The organism is Oceanimonas marisflavi, assembly GCF_003049725.1.
GTDB classification, from domain to species: Bacteria; Pseudomonadota; Gammaproteobacteria; order Enterobacterales; family Aeromonadaceae; genus Oceanimonas; species Oceanimonas marisflavi.
The window spans coordinates 37,933-58,595 of record NZ_QAGM01000010.1 but is presented as its reverse complement, the minus strand read 5'-3'; the positions used below and the strand labels follow the sequence as shown (position 1 = coordinate 58,595).

At 60.2% G+C, this 20,663-nt stretch carries 19 protein-coding genes; 10 read left to right on the top strand and 9 right to left on the bottom strand.

From position 1 onward, the window contains the following. Positions 1–43: 43 nt before the first annotated feature. Together uraD and puuE are read right to left on the bottom strand one after the other, a co-directional pair. Entirely contained in the window at positions 44–559 is a 516-nt protein-coding gene (uraD, locus tag DA373_RS08250) for a 2-oxo-4-hydroxy-4-carboxy-5-ureidoimidazoline decarboxylase (protein ID WP_107851836.1), read from the bottom strand. Further along, a complete protein-coding gene (gene puuE / locus DA373_RS08245; RefSeq protein ID WP_107851835.1) occupies positions 559–1,479 on the bottom strand; it encodes an allantoinase PuuE in 921 nt (306 codons plus the stop codon). Before puuE ends, uraD begins: the two co-directional genes overlap by 1 nt. Positions 1,480–1,839: 360 nt before the next feature. Between puuE and uraH the strand changes: the two genes are divergently transcribed. Together uraH and DA373_RS08235 are read left to right on the top strand one after the other, a co-directional pair. Next, on the top strand, positions 1,840–2,193 hold the full coding sequence (gene uraH / locus DA373_RS08240) for a hydroxyisourate hydrolase (protein ID WP_107851834.1): 354 nt from the start codon (positions 1,840–1,842) through the stop codon (positions 2,191–2,193). 90 nt (positions 2,194–2,283) lie between these two features. Beyond that, positions 2,284–3,627, top strand: coding sequence for an NCS2 family permease (locus DA373_RS08235; RefSeq protein WP_107851833.1), 1,344 nt, complete (start codon positions 2,284–2,286; stop codon positions 3,625–3,627). Positions 3,628–3,766: 139 nt separating this feature from the next. Here the strand turns inward: DA373_RS08235 and DA373_RS08230 are convergent, their stop codons facing one another. Then, the gene (locus tag DA373_RS08230) at positions 3,767–4,105 is read right to left on the bottom strand and encodes a DUF3461 family protein (RefSeq protein WP_107851832.1); all 339 of its coding nucleotides are present in this window, start codon (positions 4,103–4,105) and stop codon (positions 3,767–3,769) included. Positions 4,106–4,313: 208 nt separating this feature from the next. Between DA373_RS08230 and DA373_RS08225 the strand changes: the two genes are divergently transcribed. After that, a complete protein-coding gene (locus DA373_RS08225) occupies positions 4,314–4,562 on the top strand; it encodes a hypothetical protein (RefSeq protein ID WP_107851831.1) in 249 nt (82 codons plus the stop codon). A gap of 96 nt (positions 4,563–4,658) precedes the next feature. On the opposite strand, the gene DA373_RS08220 is transcribed toward DA373_RS08225, so the two are convergent. Both DA373_RS08220 and DA373_RS08215 read right to left on the bottom strand, forming a co-directional pair. Then, positions 4,659–5,063 (bottom strand): DUF3461 family protein, encoded by a 405-nt coding sequence (locus tag DA373_RS08220; RefSeq protein ID WP_107851830.1) that lies wholly within the window; start codon positions 5,061–5,063, stop codon positions 4,659–4,661. Between the two features lie 191 nt (positions 5,064–5,254). Then, positions 5,255–6,580 (bottom strand): aldehyde dehydrogenase family protein, encoded by a 1,326-nt coding sequence (locus tag DA373_RS08215; protein WP_107851829.1) that lies wholly within the window; start codon positions 6,578–6,580, stop codon positions 5,255–5,257. Positions 6,581–6,747: 167 nt separating this feature from the next. On the opposite strand from DA373_RS08215, the gene DA373_RS08210 reads away from it, so the two are divergent. From DA373_RS08210 to DA373_RS08180, 7 genes are all read left to right on the top strand, one after another. Beyond that, entirely contained in the window at positions 6,748–8,529 is a 1,782-nt protein-coding gene (locus DA373_RS08210; RefSeq protein WP_107851828.1) for a SulP family inorganic anion transporter, read from the top strand. Between the two features lie 114 nt (positions 8,530–8,643). Continuing rightward, positions 8,644–9,624 (top strand): AAA family ATPase, encoded by a 981-nt coding sequence (locus DA373_RS08205; RefSeq protein WP_107851827.1) that lies wholly within the window; start codon positions 8,644–8,646, stop codon positions 9,622–9,624. A gap of 3 nt (positions 9,625–9,627) precedes the next feature. Then, complete coding sequence (locus tag DA373_RS08200; RefSeq protein WP_107851826.1) at positions 9,628–11,382, top strand: cobaltochelatase CobT-related protein; 1,755 nt, start codon at positions 9,628–9,630, stop codon at positions 11,380–11,382. Positions 11,383–11,689: 307 nt separating this feature from the next. Then, complete coding sequence (locus DA373_RS08195) at positions 11,690–12,703, top strand: TRAP transporter substrate-binding protein (protein WP_107851888.1); 1,014 nt, start codon at positions 11,690–11,692, stop codon at positions 12,701–12,703. Positions 12,704–12,769: 66 nt separating this feature from the next. Then, positions 12,770–13,405 carry a TRAP transporter small permease gene (locus tag DA373_RS08190; protein WP_107851825.1) on the top strand — a complete coding sequence of 212 codons (636 nt, stop codon included), beginning with the start codon at positions 12,770–12,772 and terminating at the stop codon, positions 13,403–13,405. Then, positions 13,398–14,741: a TRAP transporter large permease gene (locus tag DA373_RS08185; protein WP_107851824.1), complete on the top strand. Its 1,344-nt coding sequence runs from the start codon at positions 13,398–13,400 to the stop codon at positions 14,739–14,741. The genes DA373_RS08190 and DA373_RS08185 overlap by 8 nt, the downstream gene beginning before the upstream one ends. A gap of 131 nt (positions 14,742–14,872) precedes the next feature. Then, the gene (locus tag DA373_RS08180) at positions 14,873–15,373 is read left to right on the top strand and encodes a universal stress protein (protein ID WP_107851823.1); all 501 of its coding nucleotides are present in this window, start codon (positions 14,873–14,875) and stop codon (positions 15,371–15,373) included. A 96-nt stretch (positions 15,374–15,469) separates the two neighbouring features. Here the strand turns inward: DA373_RS08180 and DA373_RS08175 are convergent, their stop codons facing one another. The 4 genes from DA373_RS08175 to xsc form a co-directional block, all read right to left on the bottom strand. Further along, positions 15,470–16,939: an NCS1 family nucleobase:cation symporter-1 gene (locus DA373_RS08175; RefSeq protein ID WP_107851822.1), complete on the bottom strand. Its 1,470-nt coding sequence runs from the start codon at positions 16,937–16,939 to the stop codon at positions 15,470–15,472. A gap of 350 nt (positions 16,940–17,289) precedes the next feature. Next, positions 17,290–17,583, bottom strand: a complete 294-nt coding sequence (locus DA373_RS08170; RefSeq protein ID WP_107851821.1) for a DUF6506 family protein — start codon at positions 17,581–17,583, stop codon at positions 17,290–17,292. 16 nt (positions 17,584–17,599) lie between these two features. Then, a complete protein-coding gene (locus DA373_RS08165; protein WP_107851820.1) occupies positions 17,600–18,550 on the bottom strand; it encodes a bifunctional enoyl-CoA hydratase/phosphate acetyltransferase in 951 nt (316 codons plus the stop codon). A 132-nt stretch (positions 18,551–18,682) separates the two neighbouring features. Continuing rightward, entirely contained in the window at positions 18,683–20,446 is a 1,764-nt protein-coding gene (gene xsc / locus DA373_RS08160) for a sulfoacetaldehyde acetyltransferase (protein ID WP_107851819.1), read from the bottom strand. Positions 20,447–20,663 lie beyond the last annotated feature (217 nt).

The following is a 20,663-nucleotide window of genomic DNA, read 5'->3' as shown; positions in this document are numbered from 1 at the left end:
AGAAGAAAGAAAGGCGAGGCACGAACGCGCCCCGCCGGTTGGATTACATGTCGCTCAGGCGGAACATGGCAATCTTGTTGATCTCTTTAACGGCGCGATCAAACTCGGTGTCGTAGTCGTTGTGAATACGCTCTTCAAACGCCGCCAGGATCTGGTGACGGTTGGAACCTTTTACCGCCATGATGAAAGGAAACTGGAATTTTTCCTTGTAGGCGTTGTTCAGGTAAGTGAAGCGCTCAAACTCTTCCGCGGTGCATTCGCTGATGCCGGCGCCGGCCTGCTCGTTGGTGGAGGCTTCGGTCAGCTCGCCGCGCTGAGCGGCCTTGCCGGCCAGATCCGGGTGAGCATTGATCAGATCGAGCTGGGCCTGCTTGTCGGCGTTCAGCAGCACACCACTCATGCGGGCGTGCAGTTTTTCGATCTCGTTGTCGGCCTCGGTCAGGCCCTGGTCAAAGGTCTGCTCGGCCACCCAGGGGGAGTGCTCATAGATGTCGGCGAACGTCTTGACGAATTCGTCGCGGCCCATGGCACTGGGCTTGCAGGTTTTGAACAGGCTCATTACTTGTTTCCTTTGTAGGGATGGTGCTCGTGCCAGTGCTTGGCGATGTCGATGCGGCGGGTGAACCACACCTTGTCATGGCTGCGGGCGTACTTGATGAAACGCTCCAGACCGGCCATACGGCCCGGACGGCCCAGCAGGCGGCAGTGCATGCCGATGGACAGCATCTTGGGCGCTTCGGCGCCTTCTTCATACAGTACGTCAAAGGCGTCTTTCAGGTACTGATAGAACTCTTCACCGTTGTTGTAGCAACCCTGGCCAAAGCGCATGTCGTTGGTGTCCATTACATAGGGGATCACCAGGTGGCCTTTGCCATTGTTGTCTACCCAGTAAGGCAGGTCGTCGCCGTAGGAATCGGAGTCATACAGAATGCCTTCGTCTTCCATCACAATCTTGCGGGTGTTGGGGCTGTCACGACCGGTATACCAGCCCTGCGGGCGCTGGCCGCAGACGCGTTCGAAGATTTCCATCGCTTTATGGTAATGCTCGCGCTCTTCTTCTTCGCTCATGAACTGGTAGGTAATCCACTTGTAGGCGTGAGAGCAGATCTCATGACCTTCATCCATAAATACCTTGGCGATTTCCGGATAACGCTCGATGGCAGTAGCCACGGCGAAGATGGTCAGCGGAATGTCGTAGCGCTTGAACAGACGCAGCAGGCGCCATACACCGGCGCGGCTGCCGTATTCGTAGATGGACTCCATGCTCATGTGACGAGCATCGGGGAAAGCTACGGCTGCCGGCATTTCGGACAGGAAGGCTTCAGACTCACCGTCGCCGTGCAACACGTTACGCTCACCGCCCTCTTCGTAGTTCAGTACAAAGTTGATGGCGATACGGGCATCACCGGGCCACTTGGGATGAGGAGGGTTGGCACCATACCCGACCAGGTCGCGCGGGTAGTCTTTGTTTTGGCTCATCGGAAAACTCCTAAAAAACAACGGGTTATATACCGACCGAGAACAGCCGGAAGAGAGAGTTTGACGGTCGTCACAATCTTCCCATTGTATACAATAAAATCAACTTATGTAAATGACTGGTTTAGTTTTTGTATCGGGAGCGGTCCGGAATTCTTGCTTTGCGGCGCCAAAGGAAAGACAATCGGCAATGAATCAAGACCTCCACATTGAAAAGTGTGAACTGGCGCGCCAAAAATATATCTTGATGTTAAAGAGATGTGGACGCGTCAGTTATCTTGATGTAAAAACACTTCTGCCGGCGTACTCCGTCGGCAGTACCTTGGACTTTGAAGACGCAGTAATGCGCAAGGTAACTTGAAAATGGGAAGACTGACTACTCACGTACTCGATACTGCCAAGGGCCTGCCCGGCTCCGACATCAAGGTTGAGCTGTACAAGGTCGACGGCGAGCAAACCACGCTGATCAACACCGTTTACACCAACCACGACGGCCGTACCGATGCGCCCATCCTGGAAGGTGCCGACTACGTATCCGGCAAATACCAGCTGGTATTCCACACCTCTCCTTACTTCAAGAAACAAGGTATTGAACTGCTCGAGCCGGCGTTCCTGGATGACGTGGTTATCCGTTTTGGTATTGCCGAAGGCGAAGAGCACTATCACGTACCCCTGCTGATCTCACCCTACAGCTACTCTACCTACCGCGGTAGCTAAAAGGGCGCAGACGGCTCCTGCTCATGCCGCCGGTTCAGGGAACGACCGGCGGCATGAGCAGTCTGCAAACTACCCACGAGGACTTCCGGTATGGAACACGCCAAGCACGAGCCAACCTCTCAATCCCTCCCGAGGTCTTCGGGATTTCTGGACAGACTGTTCAAACTCAGCGCCCATGGCACCACGGTCAAAACCGAGCTGGTGGCCGGTCTGACCACCTTTATTACCATGGCCTACATTATTTTCGTCAACCCCACCATCATGGCCAGCTCGGGCATGGACGCGGGCGCCGTGTTCGTGGCCACCTGTATTGGTGCGGCCGTGGCCACCCTGTTTATGGGGCTGTACGCCAACTGGCCGGTGGGGCTGGCGCCGGGCATGGGCCTGAACGCCTTCTTTGCCTTTACCGTGGTCGGTGAAATGGGCTACAGCTGGGAAGTGGCCCTGGGGGCCGTGTTCTGGTCCGGCATCATTTTTACCGCCATGAGTTTCTGGAAGATTCGGGAATGGGTGCTCGACGCCATTCCCCAGTCTCTGCGCTACGCCATGACAGCGGGCGTGGGCCTGTTTCTGGGCCTGATTGGCCTGAAAACCGCCGGCATAGTAGTGGACAACCCCGCCACCCTGGTGAGCCTGGGGGACTTTACCAATCCCAATACCTGGCTGGCCGCCGCCTGTTTTCTGATTATTTCGGTGCTGGCCCACCGCAAAATATTCGGCGCCGTGCTGATCGGCGTGCTCGGCACCACCCTGATCGGTCTGGGCATGGGCCTGGTGGAATACAACGGCATTTTCGCCGCGCCGCCCAGCCTCACTCCCACCCTGTTCAAACTGGACATCATGGGTGCGCTGGATGTGGCCATGGTGACCGTGATCCTGTCGTTTTTGTTCGTGAACATGTTCGACACCGCCGGCACCCTGATGGGCGTGGCCGAGCGCGCCAACCTGCGCCGCCCCGACGGCAGCATCGAGGGCCTGAAAAAGTCCCTCAAGGCCGACAGTGCCTCATCGGTGCTGGGCACCTTCGTGGGCTGCCCGCCGGTCACCAGCTATGTGGAAAGCTCCGCCGGCGTGGCTGCCGGCGGCCGCACCGGTCTCACCGCCGTGACCATAGCCGCGCTGTTTCTGCTGTCCATCTTTCTGGCGCCACTGGCCGGCATGGTGCCCGCCTACGCCACCGCCGGCGCATTGATTTATGTGGCCTTTGCCATGATGAGCAGCCTGGCCAATATCGACTGGCAGGACTACACCGAAATGGCCCCGGCGGCGCTGACCGCACTGATGATGCCGCTGACCTTCTCCATTGCCAACGGCATTGCCATGGGCTTTGTGGCCTATACCGTACTCAAGGTGGCCACCGGTCAGGCCAGCAAGGTATCCATCGGTGTCTATGTGCTGAGCGCCATCTTCGTGGCCAAGTTTATCTATATGTAAGCGCACAACCCCTTAACGCAAAAAGCCACCGTTCGCGGTGGCTTTTTTTGTTGGCGGTGTCCCGTCATGCCGGGCTTGACCCGGTATCTTGCTGCCTGCCTTGAAAAGATTCCGGCTTTCGCCGGAATGACAGAGAAGCTCACCCCGCCAGCCGGCTCATGCGCTGGCGCAGCTCGGTCATCTTGTCGTTCATCACCTGTTCAAACCGGCCCAGCTCCAGCAGCAGCCGCTCCCGGGAGCTTTCCCGGCCCAGCAGTTGCTCCAGCTCCTCGATGGCGGCATCCAGGGTCCGGGCCTGCTCCCGATCAATCGCCAGAGGAAAGCTGAATTTAAGACTCGCGGGCTGGCAGGAGCCGGCATCGCGCTCAAACCAGATCTTCAGCTCCTTGTGCTGTTCGGCATCACGCAGGCGAAAACGGCTGATACAGTCGGTGTCCTCAATGCCCATGGCGGTGAGCGTGGGATAAGTCTGACTCATAACAACCTCCGGTTTGCGAACAATTCATTTACATTATATTAACCGAAGGCTAGCGAATTATATATACCAGTGTTAGAGCCAGTTAAAAGTAACACATAAGACCAGCTGGCCCTATTGAATGCCGCCGGCTGGTGCTAATGCCGGGGCTGGAGCACTTCTAGAGTGGGAACCACTACCTGTGATCATTACAACAAGACAAGGAGCCGTCATGGCAGCAAATTCTCTTACCCTGGAACTGAGCCCGGAGCTCGCGGCACTGTTTGAAGAATACGAGGCCCTGACCCGCGTCAGCGCGGAGCAGTATGTTCAGCAGCTGGTGGAAAAGACCCAGCCCACCCTGGAAGCCATGGTGGCGGCCCTGCAGGAAGCCAGCGACGACGAAGACGCTGTGATGGAGCTGTTTGGCAAGAAAATGGCGGAATCCATGCTGCGCCAGCAGCAGGCGGCTCAGGCCTGATCCCATATAATTTGTCACCCCCGCGCAGGCGGGGGTCCATGACAAGTGAATGGATTTATAGATTCCCGCCTTCGCGGGAATGACGATTTTCGCCGCTCACTTCAGCGCTTCTATCTGGCGACGCAGCTCGTCCAGCTTGTCCTGCATCACCCGCTCCATGTGCTCCAGATCCGCCAGCAACTGCTGCTTGGTGTCGGCAGTGGTCTCATCGGTGCGCACTTCACTGCCCAGTAACTGATGCAGTTCCAGCAACGCCTGGCGCAGCACCGGGCTGGTGTCTTCCAGCTGGTGCCATTGTTCGGTTTTCTGAAACTCCACCGGGCCCAGTGATTTGGGGCGGGCAAAGGTGAATTTCTTGCTGCGCGACAACAGCGAACCCTTGGGTCTGTGGTAATAAATCTTGAGCACGTCCGCCCGGCCTTCACGGCGAAGCTGATAGCGGCTGATATTGTCAAAGGAGGTAATACCCATCTGGGTAAGGGTCGGATACTGTTCGGTCATTGCTGCTCGCTCGGAAGTTCATGATTCAACTTAACCCCGCACTCTTGCGGAGCAACTGTTGCCTCTGACTTTCTTCCTTGAGCAGCTCCGGCATGGCGGCCGGATCGAGCAACAGGCCGCCAATTCTATCCCGGCGCGGTAAAAATGAACAGGGCCAGTTTGCTTTTGCCGGTGGCGCCAGCCGGCCCGGATCAGGCCGAGACCAATACCGTTTTGGCCCGGCAAAAGTCTTTCAGGGCCCGTCGCTGGGCCGGCTCGGAGCGAGGTGGCCAGTGCCGCTGCTGATAGGGATCCGGGTTGATCCGGCACAGATCAAAGGGCAGGGCCCGGGCCAGCCGCTCGCCCCGGGCCAGATCCCGGGTCCAGATGGAGGCCACGCCGTCCGGGGACAACTGCCGGCACAGGGCCAGCATTGCGTTGTCGTCCAGCACGCGCAGCACCCCGCTCACGGGTCCGGCAGGCCAGGCGGGAAACAGCGTCATGGCCGGCTCGCTGCCCTCGATCAGGGTCGGTGGATAAAACCAGCCGTCTTCATCGGGCAAATAGCCGCCGCAGCGAATACGGCCTCCCCGGCGCTCTGCCTCGCGCAGCTGGCGCTCCAGCCATTCCCGCTGGCCACTTTTGGCCAGCGGGCCCAGCTCTGCTTCGCTGTCGTCGGGCCGGCCGGGTCTGAGTGTCGCCAGTCTGGCGGTCAGCTGCTCCAGAAACGGCTCTGCCAGCCCGGGAGTGATCAGCACCCCTCCCTCACTCTGGCGCCAGCTGCTCCGGTAACGGAAGCAGCTGTTCAGTACCGATTCCACCGCCGGCTCCAGCTCGGCATCGTCCAGGATCAACTGCAGACTCGCCTCGGCCAGCTCCAGGATCAGCGGCTTGAGGTGCTCGCCGGCCAGGGCAGCCATGGCGGCGCCGCCCTTGTGCTCGCCACTGTAGGCCAGTCCGCCAATACGTGGATCCGCCACCAGGCCGGCCACCTGCTCCTTGGAGATTCGCAGTGGCAGCACCAGGCCTTCCGGTACCTCGGCAGCGGCCAGCAGCCGCTCCAGCAGTCCGATAAAACGGGAAAGATGCTCTGCCGGTTTCAATAACATGCCGTTACCGGCCATCAGTGCCGGCACCAGCAAGCGGAAGCATTGCCACAGGGGAGCCGGACCGGCGGTCAGCGCCAGCATCAGTCCCAGCGGCCGCTGGCTGACCTGGCTGCGGGCCGAGGGCAGCATGGCCTGGCCGTTGGCGGCGAAATAGGCGCACTCCTCGGCACAGCGCTCCACTTCCCGCAGGCAGTCCGCCAGCAGGGTACCGGTTTCCAGGCACAGCTCCCGGGCCAGACGCTCCCGTTGCGCCGACAGTGCCGATGCCAGCCGGTACAGCAGCGCCGCCCGTTCGGCGGGTGACTCCTGCTGCCACTGCTGTGCGGCCTGATGAGCCAGGCACAGCTGTTGCTCCAGACTGCCGTCGCTCAGGCAGGCATGATGGGCCAGCACACGGCCCGAACTGGGATCAAAGGAAACAAAGGTCATCACACGGCTCCTTGTGCCGGACTCACCACGCCCTCATGGACGATATCGGCTGGTATACTCAATGCAATGGTGACACTCGACATCACACTTTTCGCCGACGTTATTGTTTTGTTAACCGGCCGGCAACGGCCAGTTCTTCATGCTGAATGGAACCAGGGAGGATTCCCATGCCCGAGCCGAAAGCCGGCCAGGCTTCACGCTGGCAGCGCCTGCTGCCCTTTCTCGGCTGGTGGCCCATGGTCAATGGCGCCAGCCTGCGGGCCGATGCCCAGTCCGGTCTGACCAACGCCATTGTGGTGCTGCCCCAGGGGGTGGCCTATGCCCTGATCGCCGGCCTGCCACCGGAATACGGCCTCTATGCCGCCATTATTCCCGCGGTGATCGCCGCCCTGTTTGGCTCCTCCTGGCACCTGATCTCCGGCCCTACCGCCGCCATGTCGGTGGTGGTGTTCACCTCGGTGAGTCCGCTGGCCGAGCCCGGCACCGCCACCTTTATCGCCCTGGCGCTGACCCTGACGTTGATGAAGGGGGTGTTTCAGCTGGTGCTGGCCCTGGCCCGGCTCGGGGTGCTGGTCAATTTTGTGTCCCAGTCGGTGGTGATCGGCTTTACCGCCGGTGCCGCCGTGGTCATCGCCTCCAGCCAGATGCCCACCCTGCTGGGTATTACCGTCGACAATAACGGCAGTGTCACCGGCACCTGGTGGGAGCTGCTGCACCATCTGAAAGAGGTGGACTATTACAGCCTGTCGGTGGCGTTGTTTACCGTGGCCGCCTGTGTGGGCATCAAGCGCTGGCGGCCGCGCTGGCCCAACATGCTGATCGCCCTGGCCCTGGCCAGTGGCCTGGCGGTGTTGCTTGACCCCGCTCATGAGCATATTGCCCTGGTGGGCGCCATTCCCGCCGGCCTGCCCCCCCTCAGCCTGCCCGACTTCAGCCTGGCCAGCATCAGCGCCCTGGCGCCGGGGGCCCTGGCCATCAGCCTGCTGGGGCTGGTGGAAGCCGCCGCCATCTCCCGGGCCATTGCCAGCCGCTCCCATCAGCGTCTGGACGACAATCAGGAGTTCATCGGCCAGGGGCTGTCGAACATAGTGGGCGCCTTTTTCTCCTGCTATGCCTCGTCGGGCTCCTTTACCCGCTCGGGCATCAACTATACCTCCGGGGCCCGCACCCCCATGGCGGCCATCTTCGCCTCCGGCTTTTTGCTGCTGATCATCCTGCTGGCCCCCGGCATCACCACCTGGCTGCCCCGCCCGGCCATGGCCGGCCTGCTGCTGGTGGTGGCCTGGAACCTGATCGACTTTCGTCATATCAGGCTGATTATTCGCGCCGCCCGCTCCGAGGCCACCGTGCTCACCGCCACCTTTGCCGCCACCCTGCTGGTGGAGCTGGAGTTCGCCATCTATACCGGGGTGATACTGTCGCTGGTGTTCTACCTCAAGCGCACTTCCACCCCCCGGGTGGTGTCGATATTGCCCGACCCGGACAGCAAGCACCCGTTTTTCGTCAATGCCGAGCGCCGCCGCCTGCCCTACTGCCCCCAGCTTCGAGTGATCCGCATTGAGGGATCCCTGTTCTTTGGCGCGGTCAACCATGTGCAGGAATACCTGCAGGCCATTCGTGAGCCCCGGTTGCTGATCGTGGGCAACGGCATCAACTTCGTCGACATGGTGGGTGCCGACATGCTGGTGCAGGAGGCCGAACGCCGGCGCGAGCTGGGCGGCGATCTGTATCTGTGCAACCTGCGGGAAGGCGTGTTGCGCTTTCTGCTGCGCAACAACCGCCTCGACGAAATTCGCCGGGACCATGTGTTTATCAACAAGGGGCAGGCCATTCACCGTATTTATGATCAGCTGGATGCCGAGGTGTGCCGCACCTGCACCGCACGCATTTTCAGGGAGTGCCATATTCGGCCGCCGGGCCAGCAACTGGACGTAAAGCAGGAAGACTGAGGGGCGTACTGGCCATATGGCCGGCGCCTAACTGGCCCTGTTCAGGGCAGGGGTGAGGGTTAGAGTGTGTTAACACTTTTTTTACTTTCAGCCGTTGCCAGTGAGGCCAGTGCCATGACCGATCTTCTTCACGACCATCCCAGCCAGTTGCGCCCGGTGCGCGAGCTGTTCAACCTCGACGTGGACATGCAGGTGCCGGTTTTCGAGCACAGGGACGAGCACGTACCCGATATCGATCCCAACTACTGTTTCAACCCGGACGTGACCCTGGCCATTCTGGCCGGCTTTACCCGCAACCGCCGGGTACTGCTGCAGGGCCTGCACGGCACCGGCAAGTCCACCCATATCGAGCAGGTGGCCGCCCGCCTCAACTGGCCCTGTGTGCGGGTCAACCTGGACGGCCACATCAGCCGCCTGGATCTGGTGGGCAAGGACACAATCGTGCTGGAGGAAGGCAAGCAGATCACCCGCTTTCAGGAAGGCATAGTGCCCTGGGCCCTGCGCCGGCCGGTGGCGCTGATCTTTGACGAGTTCGACGCCGGCCGCCCGGACGTGATGTTCGTTATTCAGCGCATTCTGGAGCAGGACGGCAAGTTCACCCTGCTCGATCAGAACCAGGTGATCACGCCCAACCCGCATTTCCGGCTGTTCGCCACCGCCAACACCGTGGGGCTTGGCAATGTCACCGGCCTGTATCACGGTACCCAGCAGATCAACCAGGCCCAGATGGATCGCTGGAACATAGTCGCCAAGCTCGACTACCTGCCCCGGGAAGACGAAATCAGCATCATTCAGGGCAAAGTAGCCCGCTACAACGATGCCCGCGGCCATGAACTGATAAGCCAGATGGTGGCGGTGGCCGAGCTCACCCGGGCCGGCTTTGCCGCCGGGGATCTGTCCACCCTGATGTCGCCCCGCACCCTGATCGCCTGGGCCGAAAACACCGAGATCTTCAACGATACCGCGCTGGCATTCCGGCTGTCGTTTCTCAACAAATGCGACGAGGCCGAGCGTCCGCTGGTGGCCGAATACTATCAGCGCTGCTTCGATCAGGAGCTGGCCGAACCGCAAGCCCTGCAGCTGACGGCGATCTGAACCATGGCCGCCTCATCCAACACTCCCCTGGATCCGGCCGCCGAAGCGCGACGCCAGCAGCGGCTGGAAGAGCTGTGCGCCGCCCTGATCCGGGCCCAGTCGGCCCAGACCGAGGTGCGTTACCGGGGCCACCGGCTGGAATGGCAGGGCAAGGCCTACCCGCTGCGCGCCCCCCACCTGCAGCTGGACTCCAGTCAGGACGACTGGGCTTCATGCCGGGGGGTGGCCGATGCCATTGCCCTGCGCCTGCGCCATCACGACCCCGAGCTACACCGTCAGTGGCTGCCGGCGCCGCCGGTGGCCCGGCTGGTGTTTGAGCTGCTGGAGCAGCTTCGTGTCGAATCCCTGGTGCCCGCCCACCATCCGGGCAGCCGCCGCAACCTGCATTATCGTTTCAGTGCCTGGAGCAACCGCTTTCTGGCCTCGGGCCAGACCGAAAGCCACCTGGGGCTGCTGCTGTTTACCCTGTCGATGATGAGCTGGGTACAGCTGGGTGGTGGCCCCATCGACGAGGGCACCGAAATGCTGATCGAGTCAACGCGCATGTTTTTGCTGCGGGAGATCGGCCAGCCCTTTGGACGGATCCGGCGTCATCGCGAGGATCAGGCCGCCTACGCCGAACAGGCGCTGGCCATCGCCCTCACCGTCAACGAACTGGTTGAGGATCTGCAGCAGCAGCTGGCCGACGGTGAGCAGACCCAGGATGCGCTGGAAGAAGTGGGCAACGGCTTTGGCCTGCTGCTGGATCTGAGCGGTGACGGCGACGACGGCAGCGGTCAGGCCGGCGGCGCCGTCACCCGAAGCAGCGATGGGGAAACCGGCTACCGCATCTTTACCGGCCAGTACGACAAGGAATGGCAGGCGGACAAAAAGGTTCGCCCCGAACTGCTGGAGCGGCTGCGTGAGCAGCTGGATCTGCGCATTCGTGAGCAGGGTCTCAACCTCAACGGCCTGACCAAAAAGCTGCGCCGGCTGCTGGCCCGGCCGCACGACGATGGCTGGCGCTTTGGTGAGGAAGAAGGCCGGCTCGATGGCCGCCGGCTGTCCACTCTGGTCACCAGCCAGGCCGATCGCCGAGTATTCAAACAACCCAGGGACGAATGGCGCGCCCATGCCACCGTCACCATTCTGGTGGACAACTCCGGCTCCATGAGAACCCATATGGAGCAGATTGGCATGCTGATCGATCTGCTGGTACGGGCCCTGGAGCGCACCGGCGCCCGCACCGAAGTGCTGGGCTTTACCACCGGCCACTGGAACGGCGGCAAGCCGCTGAAGGAATGGCAGCGCCGGGGCCGGCCAGCCAATCCGGGGCGGCTCAACGAACGCTGCCACCTGGTGTACAAGGACGCCGGCACCCCCTGGCGCCGGGCCCGGCGCAGCCTGGCCGCCCTGCTCAAGGGCGACATGTTCCGGGAAGGACTGGACGGCGAGGCGCTGCTGTGGGCGGAGCAGCGGCTGCTGGCCGAAGACACCGACGAGCGCATTTTGCTGGTGATCTCCGACGGCTGCCCCATGGACACCGCCACCCGCCAGTGCAACGACCAGGACATTCTCGACAGTCACCTGATTGCCGTGGCCGACCGGCTTGAACGGGAGCAACGCATTCGGCTGTGCTCCCTGGGGGTCGGGCTGGATCTGAGCCGTTATTACCGGCACAACCAGCTGCTGGATCTGGAACACAATCCCGACAACCGGATTTTCGATGAAATTCTGGCGCTGCTGGGACGAACCCTGCGCGACAGCAAAGCCGGCTGAACAAGGCCGGCAATGCTCATGGATTTAACAGGCAGTTCACAAAAGTAAATTTCAAAGCATTGATATAGAAAGATTTTAATTCTGGACCCAGCCTGAAAACACAAGTGGCCCTAACTAATTTAACAGTCTCATTCAAAGATGGTATCAGGCTTTTAACAAGGCCGGACACCTCAGCCAGCCGTCCTGGCAGTCCCGTCAAGGGCAGAGCGGCAGCCATTGAGCCAGTCTCGCGGAGTGTACGCACTCCGGTTATCACGGAAGGTATGTGCCCGGTTTGGATCGGGCTGCACAACTGGAGCAAGAAACCATGATATTCAAGCAACGTTTTGTGAAATCCCTGTCCCTCGCCCTTTGCCTTGGCGCCGCCATGGCCAGCCCTCAAATCCTGGCGAAGACATTCCGCGTCGCGGTCGGTGACGGTGCAGGCGGCACCCAGCACGAACTGGGCAAGGCCTTCTCCGAAGAGCTGAAGGAGCGCACCGGCGGCAAGCACGATACTCAGCTGTTCCTCAACGGTCAGCTGGGGGACGAACAGGCCACCGTCAACGACGCTTCCATGGGCCTGCTCGACTTCTCCATTCTGGCCATTAACAACGTGACGCCCTTTTCGCCCTCGGTGGGCGTACTGACCCTGCCCTACATGGTGCAGAGCCTGGATGACGCCATTACCCTGACTCAGGGTGAAGTCGGTCAGCAGCTGGTGGACAATACCATTCGCGATGCCGGTGTGCGCATTGTGGGCTGGGCCTACTCCGGCTTCCGCGTGCTGACCAACTCCAAGCAGCCGGTGTCCAGTCTGGCCGATCTGGAAGGCCTCAAAATTCGTGTTCCCAACAATGAGATCATGATCGATACCTACCGCGCCTGGGGCATCAACCCCACCCCCATGGCCTGGTCCGAAACCTTTACCGGCCTGCAGATGGGCGTGGTGGATGGTCAGGACAATCCCTACATCACCGTCTCTGCGATGAAGTTTGACGAGGTGCAGAAATACATCACCAACATTCGCTACCTGTTCTCCATTGAGCCGCTGATCATGTCGGAAGCCGTGTTCCAGGAGCAGCCGAAAGAGGTGCAGGAGGCCATTCTGGCTGCCGGCAAGGCCGCCACCGAGCACAGCGCCGAGTGGCTGGTAGCCCAGGAAGACCGCATCAAGGCCGAGCTGGTGAAAAACGGCATGGAAATCAGCGAGCCTGCCAACGACGAACAGGAATGGATGGAAAAGGCCGTCAGCCAGGTCTGGCCCAAGTATTACGACCAGGTGGGAGGCAAGGACAAGCTGAACCAAATCCTGCAATCCCTGGGCCGCGACACCATTTAATTACGCAGCTCGACCAGTCTGCCCCCGATCGCCTCGGGGGCAGTGTGTATCAGGGAGGAACAGGCCATGACCCTTGGCAAATTCATATACCGACTTACCGAAAATATCGAACGGGTGATCTGCAGCACCCTGCTCGCCACCTTTGTGGTGATCCTGTTTGTACAGATTATTTCCCGACAGGTGTTTAACCACTCCATTTCCTGGAGCGAAGAGCTGTCCACCTACATGTTTGTGTGGTTTGTCTACTTCGGCGCCAGCTACGCCACCAAGCTGGCGGCCCACAACCGGGTCACCTTTCAGTTCAAGCTGTTTCCGCCCAAGGTGGCGGTGTGGAGCGAGGCCCTGGCCGATCTGATCTGGGTGGGCTTCAACAGCTATTTCGTCTGGCTCAGCTACGACTTTGTGTTCAACAAAATGAACCTGTTCTGGAAATCCCAGACTCTTGGGTTTCCGATGAAATATGTCTACATGATACTGCCCATCGCCTTTGCCCTGATGACCTTTCGCATTCTGCAGGTAAATTACTACAAGCTGGTAAAAGGCATTGATATTCGCGATCCCGAGTCGCTGGAAGTGGAGAAGCTGATGGACTCGGCACAGCAGACCAAGGGCAGTCCGGATGCTGAACATGCCCAAGAGGCAGATCCTGAAAATAAAACCTCCTCTCAGAATCAGATGAAGGCAGGAGTCCATCATGGTTGAATCATCCGTCGTGCTGATCCTGTTCGGCAGCTTTCTGGCGCTGCTGCTGCTGGGCGCGCCCATCAGCGTGTCACTGGGCGTGTCGGCGCTGGCGTCATTTCTGTATCTGGGTGAAAACCCCATCAAGTTCGTACAGATCGCCTTTACCTCGGTGGGCTCCTTTCCGCTGATGGCGCTGCCCGCCTTTATTCTGGCCGGCGCCCTGATGGAGGCCGCCGGCATTTCCAAACGCCTGGTGGATCTGGCGGAAAGTTTTGCCGGGCCCTTTACCGGCGGCATGTCGGCCGCCACCGTGATGGCCTGCATGTTCTTTGGCGCCATTTCCGGCTCCGGCCCCGCCACCACCGCCGCCGTGGGCATGCTGATGATTCCGGCCATGGTCGAACGGGGCTATGGCAAGGGTTACGCCTCCGCCATTACCGCCTCATCGGGTGGTCTGGGGGTGGTGATCCCGCCGTCCATTCCCATGGTGATCTTCGGTATTTCCGCCATTGGCCTGATGGCGCCCCCCGAGGCGGTGGCCGAGCACGGCCAGTTTCAGTCGGTATCCATTCCCAAGCTGTTTATCGCCGGCTTTTTCCCGGGCCTGGTGCTGTCCTGCGGTCTGCTGACCATGAACTATTTTCTGTGTAAAAAGCAGAACTACACCGGCACCACAGACGGCTGGTCGGGCGCCAATATTCTGGCCATGCTGCGCAAGGGCACCTGGTCGGTGCTGGCTCCCATCGTGATTCTTGGAGGCATTTACAGCGGCCTGTTCACCCCCACCGAGTCGGCCATTGTCGCCATCTTCTATACCCTGATAATCGGCTTTTTCGTGCACCGGGAACTGAAGATCAAGGATGTGCTGCGCTCGCTGGAAACCACTACCTGGCTCACCGGACGGGTACTGCTGATCCTGTTTACCGCCACCGTATTCGGCCGGCTGCTGGTGGAGAATCAGATCCCCGCGATCGTGGCGTCCTCCATGCTGGAGCTGACCAGCAATATCTACCTGATCTGGGCGCTGATCATCTTCTTCCTGCTGTTTGTGGGCATGTTTATGGAGACCCTGGCGGCCATTCTGATCCTCACCCCGGTGCTGCTGCCGGTGGCCTACAGCCTGGGGATAGACCCGGTGCACTTCGGCATTGTGGTGGTGTGCTGCCTGTCCATTGGCTTCCAGACCCCGCCCCTGGGCGAAAACCTGTTTATCGCCTCGGGCGTGTCGGGCACCTCCATCGAGGAGATCTCCGTACGGGCCCTGCCCTTTGCCCTGACCTCGGTAGTGGCGGTGTTCATTATTGCCTTTGTACCGGAAATCACCCTGTTCCTGCCCAGGCTGCTCGGGTACTAGGAACCGATCCAGCCAATGCTGCCGGCGTGATCGGGGTCAATACCCGGATGCGCCGGCAGTATCATTATGATGTCATGGTTCGGCAACTATGCTGAACAGTGTGAACTACCATTCCAGCGAGGGAGTGCCATATGCTGCCAAAAGTCAACCGAATCCTGTATTGCACCGATCTGTCCAAGAACGCATCCTATGCCTTTCAGTATGCCGTTTACCTGGCCAGGGAAACCGGTGCCGATATTCATATCCTCAAGGTGGTGGAGCAATTGTCCAGCGACGAAAAGCTCGCCCTGCAATCCTATATTCTCAACCAGAGCAGCCGGGAAGAGTTTCTGCATCAGCGCCTGAACCACGCCAAGGAGCAGCTGCAGGAACGCCAGGATTATTTCTGGGAGCATATCGCCCCGGAAGAACAGGCCCTGCGCAGCAAGGTTGTCGGCTGTGAGGTGGTGGAAGGTTACCCGGAGCAGACCATTCTGGCCCGTTCAAAGGAGCTGGAGTGCGATCTGATCATCATGGGCGCCCACGAAAAAGGCTGGTTTCATACCCTGCTCGGCAGCGTGGCCAAAAACGTGCTGCGCGACTCACGCATTCCCACCCTGATCGTGCCCCGTCCGGAAAAGACCGCTTCCTGAGCGATAACAAGGTCCTGACCCTGCTCCCGCAGCGGTCATCACCTGAAAAAAAAGACGAGGCCAAAGCCTCGTCTTTTTCATTGCCGGATGCAGGGATTAGCCCGCTTTCTGACCGGCGGACACCGGACTCGCCACCACACTGCGGGACATCAGCAGATAATAGAAGACCCCGCCCAGACCGGCACCGATCAGCCAGCCATAACCGTTGAGGTTGCTCAGCGCCGGCACCAGTACCGTGGAGATGGAGAACAGGGCCGCCAGGCCAAAGGCCATCAGCGCCTTGCTGTTCCAGCCATTCTTGTAGTAGTAGGCACCGTTCGGATCGGAGGAGAACAGTTGTTCCATGTTCAGCTCCTGGCGCTTGATCAGATAATAATCGATCACGATGATGCCGTAGAAAGGCGCCACTATCGCTCCCAGGGCATTCACAAAGCCGGGAATACCGATCTGGCTTATCACCGACACCCACAGGCCACCGACAAAGAAGGCCACGGTGGCGGTGATCAGGCCGCCGACACGGAAGCTGATCGCCTTGGGGAACAGGTTGGCCAGGTCATAGGCCGGCGGAATAAAGTTCGCCACCAGGTTGATGCCCACGGTCGCGGCAAAGAAGGTCAGTGCCGCAATAATGGTCAGCGGCAGGGAGTCGACCCGCTCGACGATATCGGCCGGATTGGTCAGCGCCTCACCGAACAGCACCAGAGTGCCGGCGGTAATGATCAGGGCGATAAAGGAGAAGAAGGCGGCGTTCAGGGGCAGACCCACCAGGTTGCCGATCTTCATTTGCCGTTCACTGCGCACAAAGCGGGTGAAGTCACCGAAGTTGATCACCACGGCGGCAAAATAGGCGACCATGGTACCGACAATGGCGGCAAAGGCGGCAATATCCCCACCTTCGTAGCTGCCACCGCCACTGAAGATGGTGCCCACTGCCGGGATCAGCTCGTCGCCGGCCTCAAACCAGACGATGGCCATCAGCACCAGCATCACCACATACACCAGCGGGCCGGCCCAGTTGAGGAAGACGGTGATCTTGTCGATACCCTGCCAGAACAGGGCGATCTGGAATACCCATACGATGACAAAGGCCAGCCAGGCGGTGCCGGACATGCCGAGATAGGTTTCGCCGTTGCCCGGTCCCCACAGGGCGGTCAGCATCAGGGTAACCGCGGTCGAGGCAAAATAGGTCTGCACCCCGTACCAGAAGATACCGATGATGGCCCGCAACAGGGCCGGAAAGTTGGCGCCGCGCACCCCCATGCTGGCCCGGATCATCACCGGAAAGGGAATACCGTATTTGACGCTGGGCTTGCCGGTCAGATTGACCAGCACCATCACGATGAAACCGGCCAGCACGATGGCCGCCATCACCGCCCAGCCGTTCAGGCCGTAGGACAAAAACAGCGAAGCGGCCAGGGTATAGCCGAACAGACTCTGAATGTCGTTCGACCAGACATTGAAGATTTCAAACCAGCCCCAGGATCTGTCCTTGTGCTTGATCGGAGCCAGATCCTCGTTGTAGAGCGAAGGATCCTTGTGCTTGATGTCGAGATTGCGGTCATCCATGAATGACTCTCCCTAAATGGATAAAAAAATCAGCCCGACATCAAAACATGGACAAACCGGAATGGTGCCAGGCTCGACTGACTGGTTGTGCTTTTCATTAGCGCGCTTCGCTCACAAAAAACACAACTTATCGTTAACGATATTTTAAAAACGATCGAAACGCAACCAGTTTTGTTAACAAAGATGACACTTGTGGTAAACACTCATCGGGAGCAGCGGGAGTGCAGGCGGAATGCGTGCCGTATGGCAGCTTTTCGGAAGGACGCAAAAAAATTCCCGCCGGTGGGAACACCGGCGGGAAGTACTGGATCGGGACAGTGCAGCGGATCCGCTGAGGGATCCGCCGGAGATCAGGGCCAGTCGACCCGGTTCAGATCCTGTTCCCGGTGCTGCACCCGGCCCAGGGGAACATGATCGTTGATCGCTTCGCGGATCTGCGCTTCTTCCTCGGCGGTAAAACCACCGCACAGTTCGATCAGTTCAATACGGCGGGTGAGCATTTCCTGGGCGGCCATAATGGCTTCTTCCAGGGTGCTGACGCCGGACACCGCCAGATCAAAGGCGTCGCTCTTGATGCGGCCGTGGTGCTTGAACAGCTCCAGATCGGGCGCTTTCACGATAAATCCGTAACGGCTGAGGGTCATGGGAATGTCTCCTTGTTCAGGCGGTGGCGCGGGCCGGGGCCGCGGCTTCACGGTTATGGTGCACTATGCTGGCCAGGGCGCAGGACGCCAGCCGGGCCTCGGGCGGATCGGCGCGGGAAGTCAGAATAATCGGCACTCGTGCGCCCAGCACCAGGCCGGCGGCGGTGGCGCCCATAAAATACACCATCTGCTTGAACAGAAAGTTGCCCGACTCCAGATTGGGCACCAGCAGAATGTCCGCATCTCCCGGCACCTTGCCGGAAATGCCCTTGATGTCGGCCGCTTCCCGGGATACGGCATTGTCGAACGCCAGCGGTCCTTCCACCACGGCGCCGGGCAGAGCGCCCATGGCCGCCAGCTTGACCAGCTCGGCGGCATCCTGGCTGGACGGCATGGCCTTGCTGACTTCTTCGGTGCCGGACAGCAGCGCCACTTTCGGCTCGTCGCAGCCCAGCGAATGCAGCAGCTCAATGGCATTGCGGGCGATATGCAGCTTGTCGAGTACATTGGGCTGCACATTGATCACCGCATCGGTAATACACAGCGCCTTGCAGCTGCCCGGCACCGTCATGTGGAACACATGGCTCAGGCGGCTGTCGGTGCGCAGTCCGGCGGCGCGGCTGAGCACCGCCCGCAACAGCACATCGGTATGCACATGGCCCTTCATGATGGCATCGGCATCTCCCTGGCTGACCAGAGCCACGCCGGCCTGGGCCGCTGCCGCCTCGTCGGCGGCATCCACCAGCCGTACGCCGTCCAGATCCCAGCCCAGGGCCTCGGCTTCATGGCGAATGCGTGTTTCACTGCCCACCAGAATGGGGGCGATCAGCCCTTCCTCCTGGGCCAGCCGGGCACTGGCCAAAGACACCTGATTCACCGGGTTGATCACCACGGTAGTAACGGCCGGGTATTGCCGGGCCTGCGCCAGCAGGTAGGCGGGGCATTCCTTGGGATTGGTATTGAGCATCACTGAATTCCCTTTGACGTGATCAGTAGACAACCGGATACCGCTTGGCAAACGGGATCGGGTTGGCTTTCTGAAAAGACCCGGCCGCAAGCGGCCGGGCAAAAAGGCTGCCCGTTCGGGCAGCCGTACCTGTCAGCAATAGTCTTTGTACTTGTCCAGGTGACGTACCGGCTTGGACAGGGCGTCGCGACGGAAGGGGTCGCCCAGCTCGCGGGTACACATGATTTCGATAACGGTGGTCTTGCCTTCTTCCATCTGGCGCTGAATGGCCGCCTGCAGGGTCGGACCCACGTCTTCCAGCTTGTCGACGGTCACACCCTCGGCACCCATGGCGCGGGCGATGTCGGCAAAGCTCGGGTTTTCCAGATCACCGGCCACAAAGCGACGGTTGTAGAAGTCGACCTGGTTCTTCTTCTCGGCGCCCCACTGACGGTTGTGGAACACGATGGAGGTCACCGGAATGTTTTCACGCACACAGGTCATGATTTCCATCATGGACATGCCCCAGGCACCGTCACCGGCGTAGGACACGGCCGGGCGCTCGGGCGCGGCGGTCTTGGCACCGATAATGGTCGGCAGGGCGTAACCGCAGTTGCCGAAGCTCATGGCGGCGAAGAAGGAGCGCGGCTTTTCAAAGCGCAGGTAGCTGTTGGCCACGGAGTTGATGTTGCCGATATCGGTAGACACCATCACGTTCTCGGGCATGGCCTTTTCCAGCTCGCGCAGCACCTGACGCGGGTGCAGGTAGCTGCCCTCTTCTTCCGACTGCTCGGCGATCATGTCGAGGGAGTAGTCGTCCTTCTCGTGGATCCACTGGTCCAGCTCATCTTCCCAGGCCTGTTTCTCGTTGGCGATTTCGGTGGCGCGGGCGCCCTTGTTTTCCAGGCAGGACACGTTGAGGTTCTGCAGACGATCCAGAATGGAGACGGCGGCGGCCTTGGCATCGCCACACACACCCACGGAGATCTTCTTCACCAGACCCAGCATCTTGGCATCGCAGTCAACCTGGATAACCTTGGCTTCCTTCGGCCAGTAGTCCAGACCGTGCTGCGGCAGGGTGCCGAACGGACCAAGACGGGTGCCCAGCGCCAGTACCACGTCGGCGCGGGAGATCAGCTTCATGCCGGCCTTGGAGCCCTGATAACCCAGGGGGCCACACCACAGCGGGTGGCTGGCGGGGAAGGAGTCGTTGTGCAGGTAGCTGTTCACCACGGGGGCACCCAGATACTCGGCCAGGGCCTTGCACTCTTCTACCGCATCGGCCATGACCACACCGCCACCGGAGATGATCACCGGGAACTGGGCTTCGGCCAGCAGGGCTGCCGCCTGCTGCAGGCTCTGCTCGCCGCCGGCGCCGCGCTCGATGCGGATCGGCTGGGGAATTTCCACATTGATGTCGCCGTAGAAGAAGTCCCGCGGAATATTGAGCTGGGTCGGGCCGTTTTCCAGCATGGCGCGGTCAAAACAGCGGGCGGTGTACTCGGCCATACGGGCCGGGTTGGACACATGGCCCTGATATTTGGTGATGGTTTCAAAGAAGGGCAGCTGCTGCGCTTCCTGGAAGCCACCCAGCCCCTGAGTCATGGAGCCGGTTTCGGGAGTAATGCACACCACCGGGCTGTGGGCCCAGTAAGCTGCGGCAATGGCGGTCACGAAGTTGGTGATACCGGGGCCGTTCTGAGCGATACAGACACCGTGACGACCACTCACCCGGGCATAGCCGTCGGCCATGTGGCCGGCGCCCTGCTCATGTACGGTGGGGATCAGACGAATGCCGGCCGGGGCAAAAATATCCATGGCATCCATAAAGGCCGAGCCCATGATACCGAATACATCGGTAACACCGTTGGCCGCCAGGGTTTCGACCAAAGCTTCACTGGGAGTCATACGTGGCATAACTGTCTTCCTTTTGCTGTTTCCCGTCGGTGGCGGCCTGACGCCATCCTCCTGGGTTGGGTTGAGTCAAATAATCCGTTTTCTGTTCAAACAGGTTTGCGTTTGTTGTTCTCGTTATGAATGACGAGTGAGCGCCGGTGGCACACAAGGGTGTCGGTCACTCGCTTGGGGAACAGCTTAGGAAGGGGGGGCAAACGAACATAGGGCCAGTTTCACC